General features: G+C 62.0%; 18 protein-coding genes. 11 read left to right on the top strand and 7 right to left on the bottom strand.

Going from position 1 to position 20,933, the window contains the following annotated elements; genetic code table 11:
* Positions 1-95: 95 nt before the first annotated feature.
* The 7 genes from AAC126_RS06675 to AAC126_RS06645 all read left to right on the top strand — a co-directional run bounded on the left by AAC126_RS06675 (position 96) and on the right by AAC126_RS06645 (position 7,894).
* Positions 96-1,310: an ABC transporter substrate-binding protein gene (locus AAC126_RS06675; RefSeq protein WP_339851331.1), complete on the top strand. Its 1,215-nt coding sequence runs from the start codon at positions 96-98 to the stop codon at positions 1,308-1,310.
* Positions 1,273-3,021, top strand: a complete 1,749-nt coding sequence (locus AAC126_RS06670; protein ID WP_339851330.1) for an ABC transporter permease subunit — start codon at positions 1,273-1,275, stop codon at positions 3,019-3,021. Before AAC126_RS06675 ends, AAC126_RS06670 begins: the two co-directional genes overlap by 38 nt.
* A gap of 2 nt (positions 3,022-3,023) precedes the next feature.
* Positions 3,024-3,647: an ATP-binding cassette domain-containing protein gene (locus AAC126_RS06665; protein ID WP_339851329.1), complete on the top strand. Its 624-nt coding sequence runs from the start codon at positions 3,024-3,026 to the stop codon at positions 3,645-3,647.
* 149 nt (positions 3,648-3,796) lie between these two features.
* The gene (locus tag AAC126_RS06660; protein ID WP_339851328.1) at positions 3,797-4,834 is read left to right on the top strand and encodes an NADP-dependent oxidoreductase; all 1,038 of its coding nucleotides are present in this window, start codon (positions 3,797-3,799) and stop codon (positions 4,832-4,834) included.
* Positions 4,835-5,009: 175 nt separating this feature from the next.
* Positions 5,010-6,167, top strand: coding sequence for an ABC transporter ATP-binding protein (locus tag AAC126_RS06655; RefSeq protein ID WP_339851326.1), 1,158 nt, complete (start codon positions 5,010-5,012; stop codon positions 6,165-6,167).
* On the top strand, positions 6,168-7,088 hold the full coding sequence (locus tag AAC126_RS06650) for an ABC transporter permease subunit (RefSeq protein ID WP_339851324.1): 921 nt from the start codon (positions 6,168-6,170) through the stop codon (positions 7,086-7,088).
* On the top strand, positions 7,085-7,894 hold the full coding sequence (locus AAC126_RS06645) for an ABC transporter permease subunit (RefSeq protein ID WP_339851322.1): 810 nt from the start codon (positions 7,085-7,087) through the stop codon (positions 7,892-7,894). The genes AAC126_RS06650 and AAC126_RS06645 overlap by 4 nt, the downstream gene beginning before the upstream one ends.
* An 18-nt stretch (positions 7,895-7,912) precedes the next feature.
* On the opposite strand, the gene AAC126_RS06640 is transcribed toward AAC126_RS06645, so the two are convergent.
* From AAC126_RS06640 to betI, 7 genes are all read right to left on the bottom strand, one after another.
* Positions 7,913-8,317 (bottom strand): hypothetical protein, encoded by a 405-nt coding sequence (locus tag AAC126_RS06640; protein ID WP_339851320.1) that lies wholly within the window; start codon positions 8,315-8,317, stop codon positions 7,913-7,915.
* Between the two features lie 12 nt (positions 8,318-8,329).
* Positions 8,330-9,952 carry a benzoate-CoA ligase family protein gene (locus AAC126_RS06635; RefSeq protein ID WP_339851318.1) on the bottom strand — a complete coding sequence of 541 codons (1,623 nt, stop codon included), beginning with the start codon at positions 9,950-9,952 and terminating at the stop codon, positions 8,330-8,332.
* On the bottom strand, positions 9,949-11,094 hold the full coding sequence (locus AAC126_RS06630) for an FAD-dependent monooxygenase (RefSeq protein ID WP_339851316.1): 1,146 nt from the start codon (positions 11,092-11,094) through the stop codon (positions 9,949-9,951). Before AAC126_RS06630 ends, AAC126_RS06635 begins: the two co-directional genes overlap by 4 nt.
* 68 nt (positions 11,095-11,162) lie before the next feature.
* Positions 11,163-12,626: a betaine-aldehyde dehydrogenase gene (gene betB / locus AAC126_RS06625; RefSeq protein WP_339851314.1), complete on the bottom strand. Its 1,464-nt coding sequence runs from the start codon at positions 12,624-12,626 to the stop codon at positions 11,163-11,165.
* Positions 12,627-12,649: 23 nt separating this feature from the next.
* On the bottom strand, positions 12,650-14,299 hold the full coding sequence (gene betA, locus AAC126_RS06620) for a choline dehydrogenase (RefSeq protein WP_339851313.1): 1,650 nt from the start codon (positions 14,297-14,299) through the stop codon (positions 12,650-12,652).
* Positions 14,300-14,304: 5 nt separating this feature from the next.
* Entirely contained in the window at positions 14,305-15,822 is a 1,518-nt protein-coding gene (betC, locus tag AAC126_RS06615; RefSeq protein WP_339851311.1) for a choline-sulfatase, read from the bottom strand.
* Complete coding sequence (gene betI, locus AAC126_RS06610) at positions 15,819-16,409, bottom strand: transcriptional regulator BetI (RefSeq protein WP_339851310.1); 591 nt, start codon at positions 16,407-16,409, stop codon at positions 15,819-15,821. The genes betC and betI overlap by 4 nt, the downstream gene beginning before the upstream one ends.
* A 135-nt stretch (positions 16,410-16,544) precedes the next feature.
* On the opposite strand from betI, the gene AAC126_RS06605 reads away from it, so the two are divergent.
* The 4 genes from AAC126_RS06605 to AAC126_RS06590 all read left to right on the top strand — a co-directional run bounded on the left by AAC126_RS06605 (position 16,545) and on the right by AAC126_RS06590 (position 20,761).
* Entirely contained in the window at positions 16,545-17,486 is a 942-nt protein-coding gene (locus AAC126_RS06605; RefSeq protein ID WP_339851308.1) for a choline ABC transporter substrate-binding protein, read from the top strand.
* 84 nt (positions 17,487-17,570) lie between these two features.
* Positions 17,571-18,413 (top strand): choline ABC transporter permease subunit, encoded by an 843-nt coding sequence (gene choW, locus AAC126_RS06600; RefSeq protein ID WP_339851306.1) that lies wholly within the window; start codon positions 17,571-17,573, stop codon positions 18,411-18,413.
* Positions 18,410-19,486 (top strand): choline ABC transporter ATP-binding protein, encoded by a 1,077-nt coding sequence (gene choV, locus AAC126_RS06595; RefSeq protein WP_339851305.1) that lies wholly within the window; start codon positions 18,410-18,412, stop codon positions 19,484-19,486. The genes choW and choV overlap by 4 nt, the downstream gene beginning before the upstream one ends.
* Positions 19,487-19,528: 42 nt before the next feature.
* Positions 19,529-20,761 carry an FAD-dependent oxidoreductase gene (locus AAC126_RS06590; protein ID WP_339851303.1) on the top strand — a complete coding sequence of 411 codons (1,233 nt, stop codon included), beginning with the start codon at positions 19,529-19,531 and terminating at the stop codon, positions 20,759-20,761.
* Positions 20,762-20,933: the final 172 nt, after the last annotated feature.

Below are 20,933 nucleotides of genomic sequence, written 5' to 3'. Positions count from 1 at the left end.
TGAACTGCCCTCGCGGCGTTGTCATTTCGGTCTGGTGGTGTGCTGTATTAGCGTGCGCGCGGCATACCTGTTCACGCCAGAAATGGAGTTCCCCCGTGCTCTTCCGACATAGTTTCGCTGCACTTACGCTGGTTCTCGGCCTTGCTGGTGTTTACGCCCCGGCTTTGGCTGACGATGCGGACTGGAAGCAGGTGCTCGATGCAGCCCGCGGCCAGACCGTTTACTGGAACGCCTGGGGCGGCGATCCCCGGGTCAATGCCTATATCGACTGGGCGGGGGAGCAGGCGGACGCGCGGTATGGCATTTCGGTCGTGCATGTGAAGTTGACGGACACGGCGGAAGCCGTTGCCCGGGTTCTTGCCGAGAAATCGGCGGGCCGTTCCGAGGGCGGTGCCGTCGATCTGATCTGGATAAATGGCGAGAATTTCGCCGCGATGAAGCGGAATGGCCTCCTGTTCGGCCCGTGGCTCGACAAATTGCCGAATCACAAACTGACCGATCCGGCGAACAGCCCGGACCTTGCTCTCGACTTTGGCGTCCCGGTCGACGGGCTGGAGATGCCATGGGCGCGGGCCCGTTTGGTCTTCTATCGCGATACGGATGTGCTGCCGAACCCGCCCAGCAATACTGACGCGTTGCTGGCATGGGCGCAGGAAAATCCGGGCCGCTTCACTTATCCTCTGCCGCCGAGCTTTCTGGGCACGACCTTCCTGAAACAGGTTCTGATCGAGCGCGCGGCGGACAGGGCCGCCCTCTACAAGCCGGTGTCGGAAGCGGATTTCGCCGAGGTCTCCCGGCCGCTATGGGCATATCTGGATCAGCTTCACCCCTCTCTCTGGCGGCAGGCGCGCAGCTTTCCGAAGAATGCCGGCGGTATGCGCCGCCTGATGAGTGACGGAGAGATCGACATCGCGTTCGCTTTCAGCCAGTCCGAAGCCTCCAGCGGGATCGAGAGCGGGGAGCTGCCGGAGACCGTCCGGAATTATGTTTTCGATGCGGGCACGATCGGAAATGTCAACTTCGTCGCCATTCCCTTCAATGCGGCCCATAGCGATGCCGCCATGGTGTTGGCTAATTTCCTGCTCTCTCCTGAAGCGCAGATGCGCAAGCAGGACCCGGCCTATTGGGGATCCGATACGGTTCTGTCACTCGGGCGGTTGACGAAAGAGCAGGCGGATGCGTTCCGCGCCACCGACCTCGGACCGGCCGCCCTTGCCGCGGATCAACTCGGTACAATGCTGGCCGAGCCGCATCCGAGCTGGATCGAAGCTCTTGAGGCGGAATGGACGCGGCGGTACGGAGTACGGTGAGCTTCTCACCGCTGGTGCCGGCCATATGCTGAAAATCGCCCCCTATCTGGTTGCCACCATTCTGACCGGCCCGGTTCTGGCCGGAATATTCGGGGCTCTGGTGCCGTCCTTCGGGTTCTTCCCGGCGCTCGGACATGACACGTTCGGGCTTGATGCCTGGCGGGCGTTACTCGCCTGGCCGGGGATTGCCGGATCGGTCTTCCTGTCTCTTGCTTCGGGGCTGGTAACGGTTGCCGTGGCGCTTGTGCTGGCGCTGTTGTTTCTTGCCGTGTTCTTCGAGACACGCGCCTTCACCTGGCTGCGGCAGACAATTGCCCCGTTGCTGGCTGTTCCGCATGCGGCGGCGGCTTTTGCACTGGCTTTCCTGATTGCGCCGTCCGGATTTCTCGCCCGTCTGCTGTCACCCTGGGCGACGGGGTGGCAGCGCCCGCCGGATCTGTTGATCGTGCAGGACGAATGGGGGCTATCCCTGATGGCGGGGCTGATCATGAAGGAAGTGCCCTTCCTGCTGTTGATGGCGCTGGCGCCGCTTGCCCAGATCCATGCGGGACAGCGGATGCGGCTGGCACGGTCTCTCGGCTACGGACGGATCTCCGCATGGTTCAAAAGCGTCGTACCGGCGCTCTATCCTTTGTTGCGTCTGCCGCTTTATGCCGTGATTGCCTATTCTTCCGCCAATATCGATGTGGCCCTGATCCTTGGTCCGGTCGCGCCGCCGCCATTGGCCGTGCAGGTTCTGCGCTGGTCGAACGATCCGGAGCTCGATTTCCGGATGATCGCGGCGGCGGGCGCCATCCTGCAATTTGCCGTGACCGCACTGGCCATCGCGATCTGGGCGCTGATGGAGTTCTGTGTCGCGCGGATGGCACGCGGATGGCTTGTCACGGGGCGGCGGAGAAGCGGTGATGCCGGGCTGGCTTTGCTGGGACGGGTGACGTTTCCGGCACTCATCCTCGCTTCGGCTCTGGGTATTGCCGCGCTCGGTATCAATGCATTCGCCCGGGTCTGGCGGTTCCCCGATGCCTTGCCGGGCCGCTGGACCCTGGCGCATTGGCAGTCGGTCGGGGAAACGGCGGCGGGTCCGGTTTTTGCGACGCTCTGGATCGCCCTGCTGACGACGGCTCTTTCCCTGGTGCTGGTTATCGCGGTGCTTGAGAACGAGCGCCGGAAAGGGGAGCGGTCGGGGCGGTTGCTGGAACTCTTGATCTATGTGCCCCTACTGGTGCCGCAGATCGCTTTTATTTTCGGTCTGGTGCTGCTGGCGGAAATCGCCGGTGCGCCTCCGGGTGGCGGGCTGGTCGCGGCGGGGCATGTCATTTTCGTGCTGCCATATGTTTATCTCTCGCTGTCGGAAGCCTACCGGCGGCAGGACCCGGCCTGGACGAAGATCGCCCGGACACTTGGCCAAAGCGCCGCCGGTGCGTTCTGGCGCGTGCGCCTGCCGATGCTGCTGACACCTTTATTGACTGCCTTTGCCGTTGGTGCCGCGATCAGTGTCGGCCAGTATCTGGCCACGCGCCTGCTTGGAGCCGGCCGGGTGGAGACGGTAACGACGGAGGCGATCGCGCTGGCTGCGGGCGGCGACAGGCGTCTGATTGGAGCATGGGCACTGACACAGGCAATCCTGCCCGTTGCCGGGTTCGCGCTGGCGCTGGCGGCGCCACGGGTGATCTGGCGCAACCGCAGGGGCATGATTGGGGGAGACCGGTGACGGTGGGACTGATTTTGAAGAATGTCCGGATCGCGCTTGGCGGCGAGGAGCTGCTGGCGCTTGATTGCGCGATAGAACCGGGATCGGTGCTCACGGTGATGGGGCCGTCCGGCTCCGGCAAATCGACGCTGCTGTCCTATATTGCAGGTTTTTTCGGCGCGCCGTTTACGGCGGACGGATCGGTCTTGCTCAACGGCGCCGATATCACTGAGATGGAGCCGGAAAAACGGCATGTCGGGCTGTTGTTTCAGGACCCGATGCTGTTTCCGCACCTGAGCGTGGGCGGCAATCTTCTGTTCGGCATGCCGTCTGATGTTTCAGGGCGGCGCGTAAGGGCCGAAGAGGCGCTGACGCGGTTCGGTCTGAAGGGATTTGCGGATCGCGATCCGGCAACCCTGTCCGGCGGGCAGGCATCCCGCGTGGCCTTGCTCCGGCTGCTCCTGTCCGAGCCGAGGGCGGCCTTGCTGGACGAGCCTTTCTCCAAACTGGACCGTCATCTCCGGGACGATATCCGGCGCTTTACCTTCGAGCGTCTGCGGGAAGCGGGGCTGCCGTCGATCCTGGTAACGCATGATCCGGAAGATGCCGAGGCCGCCGGAGGCCCGGTGCTGGAGCTCGCCCTTTAGAGCGTTTCCGTGAGGAAATCGCCAGTACGATCAGAGGTGAAGACCGGGAGCCGATCCTAATCGCGAAGGTAGCGGACACGGATCGGCGCTGGACCTGCTGCGGCTCATGGCGCTATCCAAGTCCTTCACTCGAATTGGGAGGCCTTTTCATGAGCAACGAAGTCAATCGCCGCTGGCTGCTGGCATCGCGTCCTGATGGCGCACCGGTTGCGGAGAATTTCCGTCTGGACGAGGCCGAAATCCCGGTGCCGGGTGAGGGCGAGATGTTGTTGCGGGTGATCTATCTTTCTCTCGACCCCTATATGCGTGGCCGGATGAGCGATGCGAAATCATACGCTGCGCCGGTGCCCATCGATGGTGTCATGGAAGGGGAGACCGTTGCCGAGGTGATGGTCTCGAACAACCCGGATTATGTGCCCGGCGATATCGTGCTTGCCCGGGCGGGATGGCAGAGTTACGGGCTGTCCGACGGCAGCGGCGTACGCAAGGTCGCGCGTGGCTCCGTGCCGATCTCGACGGCACTTGGCGTGCTCGGCATGCCGGGCCTGACGGCCTATGCGGGACTGAAGAATATCGGCATGCCGAAAGAGGGCGAGACGGTGGTGGTTGCCGCTGCATCCGGTCCGGTTGGCTCCGCCGTGGGGCAGATTGCGAAGATCCGCGGTGCGCGGGCCGTGGGGATCGCGGGGGGCGCCAAGAAATGTGCCTATCTGATCGATGAGCTCGGCTTCGATGCCGCCGTCGATCACCGGGCGCCCGATTTCGCGGAGCAGCTTGCCAAGGCCTGCCCTGACGGGATCGACGTCTATTTCGAGAATGTCAGCGGCAAGGTGTTTGACGCGGTTTTCCCGCTGTTCAACCAGTTCGCCCGGATGCCTGTCTGCGGCACCATCGCTTTTTACAATGCGACGAACTTTCCGGAGATGGAAACGTATGTGCCGACGCTGATGCGCGCCGTGCTGACCAAGCGGCTCCGCATTCAGGGCTTCATTGTCTATGATTTCGCGTCCGATTATCCGGATTTCGCGCGCGATATGGCGAGCTGGATCGAGGAGGGCCGGGTCAAGTATCGCGAGGATATCGTGGACGGTATCGAGCAGGCGCCCGAGGCGTTCGTCGGACTTCTCAAGGGGAAGAATTTCGGCAAGCTCGTGGTGAAGGTCGGCGCCGATCCTGTCTCTTCCTGAACGCCGTTGAGGGTGATCGGGTAAGGACACATTCAACAATGTGCCGATGGCGTATCCGTCTGACAGAATATGCCATCGGCGCGCGTTGCGATTGACAGCGCCGCCGCGAAGCCGGACCCTCACATTTCATTGCCGGAGCACTAGATAACCGGCACACGGCTTTCGGGGGCGAGCCTTGTCAGATCAAGCAATAACCGATGCATATGCCAACCGGCCATGGGAGGCACCGGACCGGAACGAGCCGGTGGTGCGGCTCCGTGGCGTTGTAAAACGGTTTGGCAGCGTGGAAGCCGTCTCCGGCGTCGACCTGGACATATATCGCGGGGAAATTTTCTGCCTTCTGGGCGGTTCCGGTTGCGGCAAGACAACCTTGCTCCGCATGCTGGCCGGGCTTGAGCTGCCGAACGAAGGCCGCATCGAAATCGACGGGCAGGACGTGACCGCTCTGCCGGCCTATGAGCGGCCGGTCAACATGATGTTCCAGAGCTATGCCCTGTTCCCGCATATGAGTGTGGCGGCGAATGTGAGCTTCGGCCTCAAGCGCGACGGTATCCGGGGGGAGGAGCTCGAAACCCGGGTACGGGATGCGCTGGCACAGCTTGAACTGACTAATTTCGCGGGCCGCAAGCCGCATCAACTTTCCGGCGGCCAGCGCCAGCGGGTGGCTCTGGCCCGCGCCATCGTGAAACGTCCGAAACTTCTGCTGCTCGATGAGCCGCTGGGCGCTCTCGACAAGCGGCTGCGCGAGAACGCGCAATACCAGCTCATGAAGCTGGCCGACGATACCGGCATCACCATGATCGTGGTCACGCACGATCAGGAAGAGGCCATGGTGCTGTCGACCCGGTCTGCTGTCATGGACAAGGGGCAGGTCCGGCAGGTGGGCACGCCTTCTGAGTTATACGAAAAGCCGGGTTCCCGGTTCGTGGCGGCGTTCCTCGGTAACATCAGCCTGTTCGACGGGACCGTTTCAGCTATTCGGGACGACGGGATCGCTGAACTGGCCGTGGATGGGCTGGAGGGCCCGCTTTTTGCCGCTGCGGGTGACGTTCCCGCCAGGGCAAGAGGGGCGCTTGCTGTCCGGCCGGAAAAGGTGCGCATTGCCCGTGAAGGCGGGGCGCCCGGCGGCCAGATAAACCGCCTTGGCGGCAGTGTCGAGGGACTTGCCTATCTTGGGGATGTTACCTCCTACCGGGTCCGGACGGACCATGGGGCGCTGGTCGAGGTCACCCGGGCGAACAGCGAGAATGCAGCCGAGCGTGATGTCGACTGGGATGACCGGGTCGATATCTGGTTCGCGCCGGAAAACGCCCTGCTGCTTGGAGACGCGTAGATGGCGGTCGCGGAGCGTTTGCAGGTCGCGGCCGCGCGCCGCCGGACCTTCTGGTTCTCCGGCAAGGGGGCGGTCACGGGGATCCCCTATCTCTGGCTGTTTATCTTCTTCCTTGTGCCCTTTGCCATCGTGTTCCGGATTTCCCTGTCGGAGCCGATGATCGCGCAGCCGCCTTATTCACCCCTGTTCGGTGCTGACGGCGGCTATCAGGGATCGTTCTTCAATTACCAGCTGCTGGCGGATGATGTGCTGTTCCGGGCGGCTTATCTGAATTCGCTCTGGATCGCGGGCATATCGACTCTGGTGACATTGTTGATCGGCTATCCGATGGCTTATGCCATTGCCCGGGCAACGCCGCTTGTGCGCAATCTTTTGCTGATGGCGGTCATGCTGCCGTTTTGGAGCTCGTTCCTGCTGCGGGTCTATGCGCTGAAGACGATCATGGCCGATACAGGACTGGCGAACGGGTTGCTGCTGCACCTTGGCCTGATCGATGCGCCGATCCGGATGCTGCAGACGGATTTCGCGCTCTATGTCGGTATTTCCTACACCTATCTGCCATTCATGATCCTGCCGCTCTACGCCACGCTGGAGCGGCTGGACTGGTCTCTGGTCGAGGCGGCGGAGGATCTGGGCTGCCGGCCCTGGAAAGCGTTTCTCCTGGTCACGCTGCCGCTCTCCATACCGGGAATCATAGCCGGGGCGATGCTGGTCTTTATCCCGGCAACCGGGGAGTTCGTCATCCCGAACATGCTCGGTGCATCCGATACGCTGATGATCGGACGCATGCTGTGGGACACGTTCTTCAGCGAGCGGGACTGGACCCTGGCATCAGCACTCGCAGTGGTGCTGCTGTTGGTGCTGGTTCTGCCGATCATGCTGTTTCAGGTCGTCGAGGCACGGCGGGAGGAACGGGCATGAGCACGCGGGGCGGGAAAGTCGCATTGCTCGGCGTGGTGGTGGCCGGGTTTGCCTTCCTTTATCTGCCGCTTGTCGTGCTCGTCGTCTTCAGCTTCAACGCCTCGAAGCTGGTCAGTGTCTGGGGCGGCTGGTCGGCGAAATGGTATCTGGAACTGTTCCGGAACGAGCAGATCCTGGACGCGGCCTGGCTGTCCCTGAAGATCGCCATGATCAATGCGACCGGGGCGACCCTGCTCGGCACCATGGCAGGGCTGGCGCTTGCCCGGTTCGGGCGTTTTGGCGGGCGGACGCTCTTTACCGGTTTGATCGCGGCGCCGCTTGTCATGCCGGATGTGATTATCGGCATCAGCTTGCTGCTCACCTTCGTCTCCATGGAGCAGTTCATCGGCTGGCCGCACGGGCGCGGTATCGACACGATCCTGATCGCACACATCACCTTTTCAACCGCCTATGTCGCGATCGTCGTGCAGTCCCGGGCAAGCGGTCTTGACCGCTCGATCGAGGAAGCGGCGCTCGATCTCGGCGCGCGGCCGATGACGGCGTTCCTGCTCGTGACCCTGCCGATGCTGGCCCCGGCGCTGGCCTCCGGCTGGCTTCTGGCATTCACCCTGTCGCTCGACGATCTGGTGATTGCCAGCTTCGTCTCCGGACCCGGCTCCTCGACCCTGCCGATGGTGATTTTCTCCAAGGTCCGGCTTGGCGTGACGCCGGAGATCAATGCACTGGCCACACTCCTGATCGGCGCCGTCGCGCTCGCCGCCGGCGCGGCGACCTGGATCCAGATCAGGCGGTCATCGGGCAGTTAGGTATTCTATAAAATCCAGTCAGGAAACTGGCGCCGGGGGAACATAATCATCAGGCCGTTCTTCCAAGGCTTCCTGCTGATACCCATATTGCGCCATGCAGTCTTCGTAAACGGGGCGAGTGCCGGTTTCGACCCAATTATTCTGGAGTCCGGAGAGCGCACCGACAATGGCTGCGCCCAAAACTCCACCATTAATCAGTTCAACGCGAACAGGGCCGCTTACCTGGTTGATGCAATAGAACTTGGCGTCTTGAAAATTTTCGAATTCGCCCGGTTTTTTGCCATTGTGTGTGGTGTTGCAGGCGCCAAGAGCAAGGACAAAAGTGAAGACTATGAGCTTTATCATGTGATCAAAAGACTTTCTTATAGGAGATGTCGTGTATCTGTTTTGTGTTTTCAGCGGCTGGAGAAGTATTGTTTTCAATGAGCAGACCGGTCAGACATTGCCTCTGAGCCTGAGCAGTGCCTGGCGATCTATTTTGCCGGTGCCGGTCTTGGGCAGGTCCTCGAGGTAGATGAAATCGCGCGGTGCCTTGTGGGGCAGCAGGGTCTGCCGGATATAGGTTTTCAGGCTGACGGTGAGATCATCGCCCGGTGTAGTGCTTGCGGCTGGCCTGACAAAGGCGCGCAGGATGGTCCGGCGATCTGGCATCTGGACGGCGGCGACGGCGCATTCGACGATTTGCGGGTGCTCGTTCAGGCAAAGCTCGACTTCCAGCGGATAGACCCACTGGCCGCTGACTTTCACCAGATCGTCTATCCGGCCGAGGAAGAAATAGAACCCGTCCTCGTCGCAGCGGAATCGGTCACCGGTATAGATCCAGCCGTCCCGCATGGTCTCGTCCGTCTTGTCGGGACGGTTCCAGTAGCAGGGGGCGTTTGAATCGCCGCGTACGGACAGCACACCATCTTCTCCTGCCGCAACCGGAGCACCTTCGGGTGTTGCCAGCATGACCTCGTATCCGGGCACCCGTTTGCCGGCAGAGCCGATCTTCTTTTCGGATTCCGTATTCGAGAGATAGATGTGCAGCACTTCGGTTGAACCGAGTCCTTCCACGATTTCGTGCCCGAAACGGCCCTTCCAGGCATCGAAGATTTCCTGCGACAGGATTTCCGCCGCCGAGATGCACATGCGGACGGAGGAAAGGTCCGCGCTTGCTGCCGACGGGTCCTTGATCATTGCGGTGTAGAGGGTCGGCAGGCCGAACAACAGGGTTGGTTTGAAGCGTGCGGCCATGCTGAAGACGGCATCCGGTTTGGGCCTGCCGGAGAATAGGATAACGCTTGCGCCTGCATGGAACGGGAAGGCAAGCGCATTACCGAAGCCATAGGCGAAGAAGATCTTCGGGATCGAAAAGCAGATATCGTCCGGGCCGATTTTCAGAATGTGCCGGGCATAGCTTTCGGCCGTGTAGAGCGCATCATGCTGCAGATGGAGAATGCCCTTCGGGCGTCCGGTGGAGCCCGAGGAATACATCATGAAAGCGGGGTCGTCCCGGCCGGTCGGCGCAGCTTCCAGATCTGTGTTCTGTTCCGCCAGCCAGATGGTGCCATTGAGAGCTTCCAGCACGCCGGATGGTCCCGCGCCATTGATCGAGATCGCGGTGAGCGAGGTCAGCACGGAGGCGTCGAGCGCCGTCACCGTGTCAGCATGTTCTTCATCGAAGATCAGGATCTTGGCGTTGGCATCCTCGACATAGAAGGAGATCAGATCGGCGGTCGACAGGGTATTGGCCAGAATAGGCACAAGGCCCGCCCGGATGGCGCCGAAGATTGCAGCGGGATAAGCCGGGGTGTCCGCCATCAGCAGCAATACCCGGTCGCCCCGTTCAAGCCCGAGCGCAAGCAGGCCGTTGCCAAACCGGCAAGAATCTTCGGCCAGGGCGCCATAGGTGCGGTTTCCCTTGTCGGAATAGACCGAGATCTTGTCCGCGCGCCCCTGTGCCAGATTGTCGAATAGCAGGCTTGAAGCGTTGTAGGTCTCTGGTACGGAAAACCCGATCTCAACTGTCTCCGCCGCATCCCTCGGAACCCGGTCCAGAATCATCTCGGGTGTCATGGCCGGGCTCCCGCATCGCCGCTCCAGTGCGGGCTGTAGGCGGCGAAGAATTCAGGTGCCAGGCGTTGCAGCCTTTCATCGTCCATGCGGCCACTGCGCTGGATGTAGGAATAAGCGAAGTCGGCCGGGGCCAGGTCCATGTGGCTGGCGAAATCCTCGTACCAGGCCGCGCTGGTATTCGCCGCGCGGACGATCTTTTCGGTAATCGGCTTGCGGGCGGCTTCGTAGGCGGCAAGTGCGGCCGGAATGTCATCCGGAGTGGCGAGCACGGCCTTGGAGAGCGCAAGGGCATCCTCCATCGCGAGGCGGGTGCCGGAGCCGATGCTGAAATGCGCCGTGTGGACTGCGTCTCCAATCAGCACATGCTTGCCGCTGTACCAGCTCTTGCAGGAGAGCTTGGGAAAGCGGCGCCAATAGGAATTGTTCGCGATCAGGCTATGGCCCTGCAGCACATCGGCGAAGATGGCTTCGCAATAGGCCTTGGTTTCCGCCTCGCCCATGCCGTCAAAACCGGCGGCCTGCCAGGTGTCTTCGTCCGTCTCGACGATGAAGGTGCTGAGGGTCGGGGTGTAGCGGTAGTGATGGGCGTTGAACGGCCCGTCCACCGAGCGCCGGAACGACTGGGTGAGGGTATCGAACGGCCGGTCCGTGCCGTACCAGATGAAGCGGTTCTCGAGTTGCGGCATCTCCATGCCGTATTCCGTTCCATCACCGCGAATGAACGAATTCAACCCGTCTGCCCCGACGATCAGGTCCGCATCTTCCAGCCGGGACAGGTTGTCAGCTTCGGTTTCAAAGCGAGGCTCGATACCGACACTCCGGGCCCGTTCCGTTAGAATTTTGATCAGGTCGAGCCGTCCGATGGCGGCAAAGCCCATTCCGTCGATATCGATCCGCTCGCCTTCAAGATCCAGCGTCAGATTACGCCAGGTTTCCATCGCGGGCAGGATCGCGTCATGGGTCTCGGGGTCATCCGCCGCCATGAAGGCCAGCGCCTGGTCCGAAAACACCACGCCGAAGCCGAAGGTCGCGCCTTCCGGGTTGCGCTCGACAAGCGTTACCTCGAAGTCTGGCCGCTGCCGCTTCACAAGGTAAGAAAAATAAAGCCCGGCTGGCCCGCCGCCGATAATTTCGATGCGCATTGGCGCTACCCCCTAAGTTCTTGGGGATATCATTACGGCAGTGCCAGCGGAGCGCAACCAAACGTCGATCAATAGGGGCTGTCGACGTCTCCCATCTCGACATAGACGCTCTTGAGCTGGCTGTAATGCTCGATGGCGGCGCGGGCGTTCTCGCGGCCGATGCCGGATTTTTTCACGCCGCCGAACGGTATTTCGATCGGGGTCAGGTTGTAGGCGTTGATCCAGCAGGTGCCGGCCTCGAGCCCCGCGACGACGCGGTGGCCGCGCTGGATGTCTTTGGTGAAGACCCCGGCGGCGAGGCCGAAATCGGTGGCGTTGGCGCGGGCCAGCACTTCTTCCTCGGTGTCGAAATCGAGCACGCACATGACCGGGCCGAAGATCTCTTCCCGGGCGATGGTCATGCTGTCCTGCACATCGGCAAAGACGGTCGGGGCGACGAACCAGCCGTCGGGGAAAGACGGGACGGTGGCGGCATCTCCACCGATGAGCACGCGGGCGCCTTCGTCGCGGCCGATCTGGATGTAGCCGAGCACTTTCTCGAACTGCGGCTTGGAGACGAGGGGGCCGAGATGGGTTTCCTCGTTCATCGGATCGCCGAGACGGATCTTCGCGGTGCGTTCGCGCAGCCGGTCGAGGAATTTCTGTTTGATGCTTTTCTGCACGAAAACGCGCGTCCCGTTGGAGCAGATCTGGCCGCTGGAATAGAAGTTGCCGAGCATGGCGCCGGAGATCGCGTTTTCGATATCCGCATCCTCGAACACAATGATCGGTGATTTGCCGCCAAGCTCCAGCGTGACCTGTTTCAATCCCTCGGCTGCCGCCGCCATAACCTTCGCGCCGGTCGGAACGGAGCCGGTGACGGAAACCTTGTCCACGCCCGGGTGATTGACCAGGGCCGCGCCGACATCGCCGAAACCCTGAACCACACTGAAGACACCATCCGGCAGGCCGGCTTCCTTGTAGATCTCGGCCAGCTTCAGGGCGGTGAGCGGCGTCATCTCCGACGGCTTGAAGATCATCGCATTGCCGCAGGCCAGCGCCGGTGCCGATTTCCAGCAGGCGATCTGGATCGGGTAATTCCAGGCCCCGATGCCGACACAGACACCGAGCGGCTCGCGACGTGTATAGGCGAAGGAGCCGCCGAGATCGGTATATTCGCCATGAATGTCCGCCGCGATGCCGCCGAAATATTCGAGGCAGTCGGCGCCTGAAGCGGCGTCCGCCACTAGCGTTTCCTGCAGCGGTTTGCCGGTATCCAGCGTCTCCAGCAGCGAAAGCTCCCGATTACGTTCGCGGATCAGATCGGCGGCCCTGCGCAACACCCGGCCTCGTTCCGCGCCGTTGAGCGCGGCCCAGACCTTCTGGCCTTCCCGCGCGCCGGAAACAGCCTTGTCGATGGTTTCGGCATCGGCGGCATGAAGTTCCGCGATGGTCTCCCCGGTGGCAGGGTAGATGCTGGGGAAGCTCTTGCCCTTGGGGCTTTCCATCGGGCTGCCGGCGATGAAGTGGGAGGCGGTCGGTTGCGCGCGCATATGGTCTGTCCTTCTTGTCGGTATCAGCGGTCTGAGGTTTCCCAGCGCGGATTGATCCAGGGCTGTTTGTTCGAGGGCGCCAAGGGGGCTTTGCCGAGAATGTGATCGGAAGCCTTCTCGCCGACCATGATCGAAGGGCCGTTCAGGTTGCCGTTCGGAATACGGGGGAAGATCGAGCTGTCCGCGAGCCGCAGCCCTTCGACCCCGATCACCCGGCATTCCGGGTCCACCACGGCCATCGGGTCGCTCGTCGCGCCCATCCGGCAGGTGCCGCTCGGATGATAGGCGCTTTCGACGGCTTCGCTGATGAAAGCGTCCAGCTGCTCGTCGCTTGCCACATCCTCACCCGGCGAGATCTCCCGTCCGCGATAGGGCGTGAAGGCATCCTGCCCGAAGATATTGCGGGTCAGCCGTATGCAGTGCCGGAAGTCGGCCCAGTCATCCTCATGGCTCATATAGTTGAACTGGATCACCGGCGCGTCATTCGGATCGGCCGAACGCAGGGTGACGGTGCCGCGCGACTTCGAGCGCATCGGCCCGACATGGGCCTGGAAGCCGTGGCTCTTGGCTGGCGACTTCCCGTCATAACGGATCGCGACCGGCAGGAAGTGGTACTGGATGTCCGGATACTCGACGCCTGCCTTCGAACGCAGAAAGGCAGCGCTCTCAAAATGGTTGGTGGCGCCCAGGCCGGACTTGAACAGCAGCCATTCGAGGCCGATCAGGCCCTTGGAGAACAGGTTCAACTTCGAATAAAGGCTGATCGGCTGGGTGCATTCCTGTTGGATATAGAGCTCCAGATGGTCCTGCAGATTGGCACCGACGCCGGGCCGGTCGGCCAGAACCTCAATACCATGCTGGGCCAGCTCGGCTGCCGGACCGATGCCGGACAGTTTCAGCAGCTTCGGTGAGTTGATGGAGGAGGCGGCGAGGATCACTTCGCGGTTCGCGGTGATGGTCTCGATTGAGCTGCCGCGCGCGATCTCGATGCCAATGGCGCGTTTGCCGTCGAACAGGACACGGCGGGCGAGGCCGCTCACCATGGTCAGGTTCGGGCGCTTCAGGGCCGGTTTCAGATAGGCGTTCGCGGCGGACCAGCGACGGCCGTTATAGACCGTCATCTCCATCGGCCCGAAGCCTTCCTGCTTCTCGCCGTTATAGTCTTCCGTCATCTCGAACCCGGCCTGCTGCCCGGCCTCGACGAAAGCGTGATAGAGCGGGTTCTTGCGCGGGCCGCGGCTAACATGCAGCGGGCCGTTCGTGCCGCGCCAGCCATCCTGCCCGCCATGGCTGGTTTCCATGCGCTCGAAATAGGGCAGTACGTCCTTGTAGGCCCACCCCGTGGCGCCTTGCTCTTCCCAGTTATCGTAATCCCGGGCGTGACCCCGGACATAGACCATGCCGTTGATCGAGGAGGAGCCGCCGATCACCTTGCCGCGCGGGCAGGCGAGACGGCGGCCGCCGAGATGGGGCTCCGGCTCGCTCTGATAGCCCCAGTCATAGCGGCTCATGTTCATCGGATAGGACAGGGCGGCCGGCATTTGGATGAAGGGGCCAAAATCGCTTCCGCCATATTCCACGACGATGACCGAATGCTTGCCGTCGGCCGAAAGCCGGTCGGCCATGACAGCACCTGCGGAGCCGGAGCCGACGATCACGAAATCTGCCTGCATGGGGTTTATTCACCGCGCGGGAAACGCGCGGCCTCCTCAAGGGTGTTGAGATCCATGTGGTTGCGCATGTAACGCTCCGACGCTTTTTGCAGCGGCTGGAAGTCCCACGGATAGTAGGAGCCGTTGCGCAGGGCTTCGTAAACAACCCAGCGGCGCGCCTGACTGTCCCGGACCTCGCGGTCGAATTGCGCCATGTCCCAGCGGTCCCGCATCTCGGCCTGGAAGGTGGCGAGAGTTTCGGCATGGGCCGGGTCGGTGGCGAGGTTGGTCAACTCGTCCGGGTCTGCTTCCAGATCGAAAAGCTGTGGCGGGTCGAGTTCGCAGTGATTGAATTTGAAGCGGCCGCGCCGGATCGAGATCAGAGGGGCGTAGGAGCCTTCCGCCGCATATTCGATCAGGACCGGAGATGTGCGCTCACCGCCTTCGATCAGCGGCTTCAGGGATTCCCCGTCCGTCCAGGGCGCGACCTCGGACAGATCGACACCGGCAATATCCGCCAGGGTCGGCGTGATATCGATTGTCGAAACCGGTGCGGTGACGGTGCGCCCTTCGATGCCGGGTCCTGCGATCATCATTGGCACGCGGGCGGAGCCTTCGAAGAAGCTCATCTTGAACCAAAGCCCGCGCTCTCCCAGCATGTCCCCGTGATCGGAGCAGAAGACAACCACGGTATCCTCGTCCATCCGGCAGCGCTTCAGGGTGTCCAGCAGCGTCGCGATCTTGTCGTCCAGATAGGAGATATTCGCGAAATAGGCCTGGCGGGAGCGGCGGACATCCTCGGTGGTGATGTCGAAATTCTTGTAATCGTTGGCGAGGTAGAGCCGCTGGCTATGGGCGTCCTGATCCTCGAACGGCACGGCTGCGACGCGCGGCTCCAGCTCCGGGCAGCCTTCATAGAGATCCCAGAATTTCCGGCGGGCGACATAGGGGTCGTGCGGATGGGTGAAGCTGACCGTCAGGCACCACGGCCGTTCGTCTCCGCCACGGGAAAGCTGGTAGAGCTTCTGTTCGGCGTTGAAGGCGACCTCGTCGTCATATTCCATCTGGTTGGAGATCTCGGCGACGCCCGCGCCGGTGACCGAACCGAGATTGTGATACCACCAGTCGATCCGTTCGCCGGGCTTGCGGTAATCCGGCGTCCAGCCGAAATCGGCGGGGTAGATATCCGTTGTCAGCCGCTCCTCGAAGCCGTGCAACTGGTCCGGCCCGACGAAATGCATCTTGCCGGAGAGGCAGGTGTAATACCCGGCCCGGCGCAGGTGATGGGCGTAGGTCGGAATGTCGGATGTAAATTCGGCGGCATTATCATAGACACCTGTCCGGGACGGCAGACGGCCGGACATGAAGGCGGCGCGGCCGGGTGCGCAAAGCGGGCTGCCCGTATAGGAATTCCTGAACCGGACGGAGCGTGCCGCCAGCGCTTTCAGCGCCGGTGCATGCAGGAAATCCGCCGGGCCGTCCGGGAAGAGTGTTCCGTTCAACTGGTCGACCATCAGGATCAGGATATTGGGCTGCTTCGTCACTTGTTTCCCCCGGCAGTGAGTTGTGCATCGATATAATCTTCGGTCAGCCTGATCGCGGCGGCGCGGTCAGGATCGCTGTCCAGCAATGCATGGCGCAGATAGAGACCGTCGATCAGGGCCGCCGTGCCTTCAGCAATGTGCTGGGCGTTCTCCCGGTCCGTCAGTTGTGTCAGCGCGTGCTGCAGATTGCTGCGCAGCCGCTTTGCATAGACGGACAGCACGCGGCGGGCATCGGCCATGCTCTGTGCCTTCACATAGAAGGTAAGCCAGGCGGAAATGGTTGCGGGCCGGAACTGGTCGGAGCCGAAATTGGCCCGGATGATCCCTGACAGACGCTCTCGTGGCGTTTGGGACGAACGCAGGGCCGCGACGATTTCGACGGAAAGTTCACTGAGGAGATGCCGCATCGTCGCGACGATAAGCTGGTCCTTGCTGCCGAAATAGTGATGGGCGAGGGCGGCCGAGACGCCTGCCTGGCGGGCGATCTCGCTCATCGTCACCTCGAAGGACCCGCGTGCGTGGATAGCCTCGATCGCGGCGTTGATCAGGGCTTTGCGGCGGATTGGTTCCATTCCGATCTTGGGCATGGGCGGCAGGGTCCTTTCGCGGGGGACCGTATTTTTGATTGATTGCTCAATCAATAAAAATCTTGCGCAAGATCATCTATAATGTTTGCCTAACCCGGCTAATAACGGGGGCAATCCTAAAAGGGAGCATCAATCATGCTGAAATCCAGAACTGCATTCGCCATCGCTCTGGCGGCCGGAATCATGTCATCCGGCGCCGCGATGGCCGACGATAACTGTTCGATAGTGCGATTTTCCGATGTCGGCTGGACCGACATCACGGCGACGACTGCAGCCACCACGACGGTACTTGAAGCGATGGGCTACGAGACTGATGTGAAAGTGCTTTCCGTTCCGGTGACTTACGCATCGCTGAAAAACAAGGATATCGATGTCTTCCTCGGCAACTGGATGCCGACCATGGAAGGGGATATCGCGAAATACCGTGACGAAGGCTCGGTCGAGACTGTTGGCGTCAATCTCTATGGCGCGAAATATACGCTCGCCGTGCCGCAATATGCTTACGACGCTGGCCTGAAGAGCTTTGCCGATATTGCCAAGTTCAAGGACAAACTGGACGGCAAGATCTATGGCATCGAGCCGGGGAATGACGGCAACCGCCTGATCCTCGACATGATCGAGAAGGATGCTTTCGGCCTGAAGGGCTTCGACGTGGTCGAATCCTCCGAGCAGGGCATGCTGGCCCAGGTGGCCCGCGCGGTGAAGAAAGAGGAGCCGGTGGTGTTCCTCGGCTGGGAGCCGCACCCGATGAACGCCAATTTCGAGATGGCCTATCTCGCCGGTGGCGACGATTTCTTCGGCCCGGATCTCGGTGGTGCGTCGGTCCTGACCAACACCCGCGCCGGATATGGCACGGAGTGCCCGAATGTCGGACGGCTGCTCGATAACCTGATGTTCTCTCTCCGTATGGAGAACGAGATCATGGGCGCGATCCTGAACGATAATGAAGAGCCGAAGGATGCCGCCAAGGCATGGCTGAAGGCCAATGCCGGTATCCTCGATGCATGGCTTTCCGGCGTGACGACGGTGGACGGCAAGGCCGCGCTGCCGGCCGTGCGCAAGTCGCTCGGTCTTTAAGGCATAACATTTCGGACGGAGGCGGCATGCGTGCCGCCTCTTCTAGTTGCGTCACAGAGCGACGGCGGGGCGGGGGAGCTTTCCGTGGATTGGCTGACCGATAACAAACTTCCGGTCGGGAAGGCGGCGAGAATCTTCGTCGACTGGCTGACCGATCATGGCGCCTGGTTCTTCGACGGGCTTGCCGCCGGCCTTGAATTCATGATCGACGGCATCCTCTGGGTGCTCCAGACACCGCATCCGCTGCTGGCCGTGGTCATCGTTGCCGGTATCGCCTATGCGGTGCGCCGGACGATCACCTTCCCGCTGCTTGTCGCGGTCGGCTTGCTGCTGATCATCAACCAAGGCTATTGGGAAGAAACCACGGAGACGGTTGCCCTGGTGCTGGCGTCCTCCGTTGTCTGCATGGGCTTCGGCGTTCCGCTCGGCATTGCCGCCGCCCGGCGGCCCTGGCTGTTCTCCGCCATGCGCCCCGTGCTTGACCTGATGCAGACGATCCCGACCTTCGTCTATCTTATCCCGGCGCTGATCCTGTTTGGCCTCGGTATGGTGCCGGGATTGATCGCCACGGTGATCTTCGCCATTCCGGCGCCGATCCGGCTGACCCATCTCGGGATTTCCTCGACACCGAAAATGCTGATCGAGGCGGGGCAGGCTTTTGGCGCGACGCGCACGCAGTTGCTCTGGAAGGTGGAGCTGCCCTATGCCCTGCCGCAAATCATGGCGGGCCTGACCCAGACCATCATGCTGTCGCTCTCCATGGTCGTCATCGCCGCGCTGGTCGGGGCGGACGGGCTTGGTGTGCCGACACTGCGCGCGCTTAATCAGGTGAATATCGCCAAGGGCTTCGAAGTCGGCCTCGCCATTGTGGTGATCGCCATCATTCTCGACCGGATGTTCCGCGGACGCGGGGAGGACGGCAAATGAGGACTCCCGCCGTACGTTTCGACAAGGTGAATATCGTCTTCGGCAAGCGGCCCGAGGAGGCGTTGCCTCTGATGGACCGGGGCATGGACCGGTCCGAGATCGAGACCGAGACCGGCCAGATCCTCGGCGTGCATGATTGCAGCCTGACGGTCGACCCGGGAGAGATCGTCGTGATCATGGGGCTTTCCGGCTCCGGAAAGTCGACTTTGCTCCGGGCGGTAAACGGCCTGAACCCCGTCACCCGAGGTGCCGTCTGGGTGCATGACGGCGAGCAGGAAATCGACGCGGCCAGCGCGGACGAGGCGACGTTGCGCCGGCTCCGCACAGAGCACGTTACCATGGTGTTCCAGAACTTTGCCCTGCTGCCCTGGCGCACGGTGGCGGACAATGTCGGGCTGGGGCTGGAATTGTCCGGTGTCGGCAAGGCGGAGCGCGCCGAACGTGTGTCGCGGCAGCTTGCGCTGGTCGGGCTCGAGCAATGGGCGGACCGCAAGGTACACGAGCTGTCGGGTGGTATGCAGCAGCGCGTCGGCCTGGCCCGGGCCTTCGCGACGGAAGCACCGGTGCTGTTGATGGATGAACCGTTCTCCGCGCTCGATCCGCTGATCCGGGCCAAGCTGCAGGATGAGTTGTTGGAGCTGCAGTCGCAGTTGCACCGCACGATCATTTTCGTCAGTCACGATCTGGACGAGGCCCTGAAACTCGGATCGAAGGTTGCGATCATGGAAGGCGGGCGCATTGTCCAGTGTGGTACACCGCATGAGATCGTGATGAACCCGGCGAATGCCTATGTGGCCGAATTCGTCTCTCACATGAACCCGCTGAATGTGTTGCGTGCGGATTCGGTGATGGCGCCGGTTCCGGATGGGACACCTCTGCCGGGCGGCATGCAGATGATCGGCTCCGAGGAAATCGCGGCGGGAGTCGTGCCGGTCGCATTGCCGGACACGCCGATGGCGGATCTGATGCGATGCCGATTGCAGAGCAGGGAAGAAATCATCGTCGTGGCGGACGGAAAACCGGTCGGGCGGATCGGCGATGCCGAAATCTATTCCTCTCTCCTCAAGGAATAGGGTAGGACTCACAAAACATGAACTAAAGTGCAGGAGGAAGCCGTGTCGGATAAGGGCATCGTGATCGTCGGGGCCAGCCACGGCGGCGTTCAGTTGGCGGCCAGCCTGAGAGAGAAGGGCTATGACGGCCCCCTCACCATGCTTACGTCCGAGCCGGACCTGCCCTATCAGAAGCCACCGCTTTCCAAAGGCTATATCAAAGAGCCCGATCCGAAGCCGACACCGCTTCGGCCCGAGAAATTTTATACAGATCGTTCCATCGACCTGCGCCTTGGCGCGACGGCGGCCGCGCTAGACCTGAGTGGCGGAGAAGTGCGGCTGGCGGATGGCTCGGCCATTCCCTGCTCGAAGATCGCGCTGGCGGTGGGCTCCCGCCCCCGCCGCATCCCGATCCCGAATATGGACGCGCCGGGGGTGCTGGAACTCCGGACCTATCAGGACAGCCAGGCGATCAAGGCCGGTTTCAACGCTGCCAGCTCCGTGCTGGTCATCGGCGGCGGCTTCATCGGCCTCGAAATCGCGGCGACGGCGGCCGTTCTCGGCAAGCAGGTGACTGTGCTTGAAGCGGAGGGACGGCTGATGGCCCGGGCGGTTTCGCCCGCGGTCTCCGCTTATTTCTTCGGCTATCTGACGGCTCTTGGGGCGGATATCCGGCTGAACGCCCGCGTCTCGGGCATTCGGCTGTCCGGCGGGCTGGCTTCCGGCGCCGATCTCGCGGATGGCAGTGTGATCGATGCCGATTGTGTGATTTCGGGAACCGGGGTGCTGCCCTGTACGGAGCTGGCCGAAGCCGCTGGTCTCGATATCGAGAACGGGATTGCTGTTGGCCCGACCATGCTTACCTCCGTGCCGGAAGTGGCATCGATCGGGGACTGTGCCAGTTACACGCATTGGCAGGTCGGGCGCCGGGTCCGGCTCGAATCCGTGCAGAATGCCGTCGATCAGGCAAAAACGGCGGCGGCGGCGCTGCTGGGCGAGGCGGAGCCGTATCATGAGGTGCCGTGGTTCTGGTCCGATCAGGCCGATGCAAAATTGCAGATTGCCGGGCTTTCTGATGGCACGGAGGAGGCCGTCCTGCGTGGCGACCCGGAAAGCGGCTCCTTTTCCGCTTTTCTTTTCGCCGGTGGCAAGCTGCGCTGCGTCGAGTCGGTAAACAAGGCCGGCGACCATGCCCTCGGGCGCCGGCTTTTGGCTCTGGATGCGGGTCTGACGCCGGAGCAGGCGGCAGACCCTGATTTTGACCTGCGTGGCTTGATGAAGCGGGCCCGCTCCTGACACCACATTTTGCCGCACCCGGCCGCATTTCCGCAGCTTGTCTGGTCCCACGATACCGTGCGGCCTGATTTATCAATGCTTATCAGCCGGCCAGGCTGCGGAAGCTGAAGACATTCAGATCGCAATTTAGGTATTCCATGGCATAACGTGTGTGATATACCAGAACCCACGC

Origin of the sequence: uncultured Nisaea sp. (genome assembly GCF_963974195.1) — a bacterium.
Lineage (GTDB): Bacteria > Pseudomonadota > Alphaproteobacteria > Thalassobaculales > Thalassobaculaceae > Nisaea.
Note: the sequence above shows the minus strand (reverse complement) of the source record. Positions and strands in the feature narration are given on the sequence as shown.